The 4412-nt window shown below is 67.9% G+C and carries 2 protein-coding genes; one reads left to right on the top strand and one right to left on the bottom strand.

Annotated elements, in window-relative coordinates; translation table 11 throughout:
* Positions 1–443: 443 nt before the first annotated feature.
* Positions 444–3449, top strand: a complete 3006-nt coding sequence (locus tag VHC63_10140; GenBank protein HVV36950.1) for an adenylate/guanylate cyclase domain-containing protein — start codon at positions 444–446, stop codon at positions 3447–3449.
* 60 nt (positions 3450–3509) lie between these two features.
* Here VHC63_10140 and VHC63_10135 read toward each other — a convergent pair whose 3' ends face one another.
* Positions 3510–4172, bottom strand: a complete 663-nt coding sequence (locus tag VHC63_10135) for a hypothetical protein (GenBank protein ID HVV36949.1) — start codon at positions 4170–4172, stop codon at positions 3510–3512.
* Positions 4173–4412: the final 240 nt, after the last annotated feature.

Below are 4412 nucleotides of genomic sequence, written 5' to 3'. Positions count from 1 at the left end.
GCCACGAGGCTCAGGTATCCAGCGTCGCCGAGCAGCGCGTCGTTGGCGGCTTCGAGCGCGGTGAGGTTGTCGACGATGGCGCTCCACGCCAACGAGCCCACCGGCACGCCGAAGGTGCCTTGCAAGTCACTGTGCGCCGCGTGTCGAGAGGTGTTCGCCGCGCAACGCCCAAACGATGCGCATTCAGCGCTGATCGCGCCGAGAATTGTCAACTAGTTGATTGGGTCGTTAGGGGCGTCATCGCTCCTCCGCGAGCGTCGCTCAGCGTGGCGTACGCATCGCCGCGGTCACGTCCGGATGTTCAACTGGCCCGCGAGCGACGGCTGCGGCAGCACTTTTCGCTGATCACCTTCACGCGGGGCAATGTAGGCCGCCTCCGCCCGCGCGCCGCGGGCTGAACGCGATCCGCAGCCCGGTTGCTGCGCTTTCTCTAGGCTTAGCCTGTGGCGTTGCCGAGTGGGTCGGTCACCTTCTGCTTCACTGATATCGAAGGCTCCACCAAGCTGTTCGCCCGGCTGGGTGACGCGTATCTCGGACTCATCGAGACGCACCGACACCTGATTCGCACGACGTTCGGCGCCCGCGGCGGGGTCGAAGTGAAGTCGGAGGGCGACGGCTTCTTCTTCGCGTTCCCGACCGCGGCCGGTGCCGTCGAAGCGACGGTCTCGGCCCAGCTCGCGTTGCGTATCTTCGTATCGGGAGATGACCGAGCGGTGCGCGTTCGAATGGGTCTCCACACCGCGACCGCCGAACCCGTCGGAGACGACTACATAGCCTTCGCGGTCCACGAAGCGGCCCGCGTCGCGGCGACCGCTCATGGCGGCCAGATCGTGGTCTCGCAAACCACGAGAGCCGACGCGGTGGTCGACGACGAACGCATCGGTTTCGAGGACCTCGGCGCACACGACTTGCGCGATCTCCCGTCACCCATGCGCCTCTTCCAGGTCACGCATCCTGAGCTTCAAGCGGCGTTCCCACCCTTGCGCACCACTCCGACGCGACGCGACAACCTGCCGGTGCTGCTTTCGAGTTTCGTGCGGCGTGACGAGGAGCTCTCCACAGTGGTGAACCTTGTCGCCGCTCATCGTCTGGTGACCATTACGGGCGCAGGTGGTGCGGGAAAGACGCGGCTCGCCCTCGAAGCGGCACGCGGCGCGGCCTCGGCGCGCCCCGACGGCGTCTGGTTCGTCGATCTTTCCGCTGTCCGAGACGAGAGCGCAGTCGCCGACGCGGCCGTCACGGCCCTCGGCGTGGCGCGTGAACCGAACCAACCGGCTCTCGATCAACTGCGCGACTTCGCGAGGGCTAGGGCCATGCTCGTCGTCCTGGACAACTGCGAGCACGTGCTGGGCGCGGCGACCGACGTCGCGCTATCACTGCTCGACCAATCGTCGTCAGCCTCCGTGCTGGCGACCAGTCGGGAGCCGCTCGGCGTCCTCGGCGAAGTCGTGTGGCGCCTCGATTCGATGAGCGCGGAACAGGGCCGCGAATTGTTCATCCGACGAGCCGAGCAGGCGGGCGCCGCCTTGCCGCGCGACGAAGCCAGTGACGCCGCCATCGCCCAGATCTGCCGACGTCTCGACGGCATCCCCCTCGCCATCGAGCTCGCGGCAGCTCGCGCCACGGTGCTGCGGCCCGATCAGATCGCCGAGCGGCTCGACGACCGCTTCCGCCTTTTGACGGGTGGGGCCCGTACCGTCCTCGGCCGGCAGCGAACGTTGGAAGCGGCGCTCGACTGGAGCCATGACCTCCTCGACGAGGACGATCGGGCGCTCCTGCGACGGCTATCGGTCTTCGCGGGGACCTTCGACCTCGCAGGCGCCGAAGCAGTGTGCGGGCGCGACGTGCTCGACGGCCTGGCGCGCCTGGCGGCCAAGTCGCTCATCGTCGTCGTGCCCGCGCGCGATCACCTGCGTTACCGCCTGCTCGACACGATCCGCAGTTACGGATGGAACAAGCTCGTCGTCTCGGGTGAGGACAGCGAGTACCGCGGTCGCCATCTCGCCCATCACGTCGACGTGGCGCACGCGACAGCACCGGGTCTCTTCGACGACCGAGAATGTGCTGCCGTCGATGTGCTTCGTGAGGCCAACGACAACTTCCGCGCCGCATTGGACTGGGCGATCTCGTCGGGCGACGCAGTCAGCGCCCACCATTTAGCGGGACACCTGTGGCTGTTCTGGTCGCTGACCGGATCGGTGCCCGAGGGGTCTGCCTGGGTGCACCGGGTACTCGACATGAACTCCGACGTCGACGTCGATCTTCGGGCGCTGGTGGCCAGCGGTGCCGCCCACCTTTGGCAGCTGTCGCGCTCCCACACGGAGGTCGCCGAGCTCGCATCGTCGGTTGTCGCGCGGATGCTCGAACGGGGAGGTAGGCCTCGATGGTATGAGGTGTGGGCCGCCATGCTTTCCGGTGGCGTCACGAACTCCGGCGTCTACTTCGTCACGGACTTGGCGCTGGACGCGGCACGCCGTTGCGCCAACCCCAGCGTCCTGGCCACCGTGCTTGTCGAGCGCGCGCAAGAGCTCCGAAGCCGCGGACGTCTCGAAGAGGCCTTACTGACGGTGGAGCAGGCTGAGCTCGAGGCGCGACGGTCCGGGTCGATCGCGTTGGTGGCCTACACCCTTTGCCGCAAGAGCGCGATGGTCGCAGAGGCCGGTGAGCGCTTCGGCGCCGTAGGTATCGCCCGCGACGCGGTGGCCGCGGCGCGTCGTGGGCCGAACGTGTACTTCCTGATGTACGCGCTCGAGACTCTGGGGCTGTGCTGTGCCGAAGTCGAGGACAGCGAGGCCGCGACCGCGGCCTACGCCGAGCTGCTCCACGTCGCAATGGAATGCGGCGCGGCGCTCCCAGCCGCACGCGCCAGTCTCGAGCTTTCAGCCCTCGCCGCTGGCAACGGAGAGTTCGAGGAGGCTCGCCGCCTTCTGCGCGACGCGAGGTCTGCGCTCGCCGGCATCGCCGCGCACGACCCGCCGGCATTCCTGCTGATGGCGATGGCCGGTCACGCCCGGGGAGAGATCTGCCTCCTCGAGGGCGACCATGCGGGCGCGCGCCGGGTGTTCGAGGCGAGCGCGGCGGCGGCTGACGGCCTCGGCATCGCGTGGGTGAAGGCGTTCGCGCAGAATTCACTCGGATGGCTCGCCCTCGCAGAAGGGAACTTCGATGCAGCCGAGGCGCACCAACTTGCAGCAGCGAGCGCGATCTTGGAAGCACCGTCGGCGGACGAGGCATTCCTGCAACGCCAGGCGCTCGCCGCGAGCAGCCGCGGCCGGGCCGCAGTCGCGTTCGCGCGCAACGACGAGGCGGCAGGCTGGGAGCTCGTCAACTCCGCGGCTGACTACTTGGACCTCAGCGACGCCAGTCCACGCGTCGCCACGATCCTGTTTCGCCGCGTGATGAGTAACCACACACGCGCGCCGGTTCACATGCCAGAGGCCGCTCGTTGAGGCGACGAACTACCTCACACGTCCGACGAGACTCGCGCGGGGCCGCGTGACCGAGAAGCCTCAGGCGATGCGGCGAGCGAGTACGCGCCGCGCCATCCCGGCGACGAACAGGTCGCCGGCGGCGTCGAGCTTGGCGCCGTACTCCTCGTCCTTGGCGACGAGTTCGGCGGCGGTATCGACCGCGGCGGCGGACTCGTACATCGCCAACCACCGCAGTTCACCGAACGCGCCGTAGGCCGAGCTACAGAACAGCACCGGCGCGTGCGTGAGTTGGGTGTGCAGGTCGGCCATCTCGACGCCGAACACGCCCGCAGCCGCGAGCTTGCCCGGCGCAGGAATCGCCATGATGTTCTCGCTGTAGGAACCGACGCGGGCACGAACGAATTCGCCGCCGGACGTGTGGATCGTCTGGAGCCACGAGTCCTGCGGTGCCGTCGTCGCCCACGGCGCCGCCTTCGCCACCAGGCTCAGGTATCCAGCGTCGCCGAGCAGCGCGTCGTTGGCGGCTTCGAGCGCGGTGAGGTTGTCGACGATGGCGCTCCACGCCAGCGAGCCAACCGGCACGCCGAAGGTGCCTTGCCACAACGTCGTCGCCAACTGGGTGCGCGTGTTCACCGCTTCGGTGATCTCGAGCGCCCAAGCCCCGATCTCGTCGGGAGGCCCTTGGAACGTGACCATGCGTTGGAAGATCATCATGTGCGTGCCCTTCTGGGGCGGGACCATCTCGCCACGAAATCACTGTGCGCCGAGTGTCGAGAGGTGTTTCGCCGCGCAACGCCCAAACGATGCGCATTCAGCGCTGATCGCGCCGAGAATTGTCAACTAGTTGATTGGGTCGTTAGGGGCGTCATCGCTCCTCCGCGATCCGCTCCAGCACGACCTCGGCAATCCGCGCGCCGTGGGTGTCCTGCAGGAAGTGGGCGGCGTCGTCGAACACGTCCCACGTCGAGTGCGGGATCCGTT

It is taken from the genome of Acidimicrobiales bacterium (assembly GCA_035546775.1).
In the GTDB taxonomy this organism is placed as follows: domain Bacteria; phylum Actinomycetota; class Acidimicrobiia; order Acidimicrobiales; family JACCXE01; genus JACCXE01.
The sequence above is the reverse complement of the archived record's forward strand: the minus strand, read 5'-3'. Positions and strand labels throughout refer to the sequence as shown.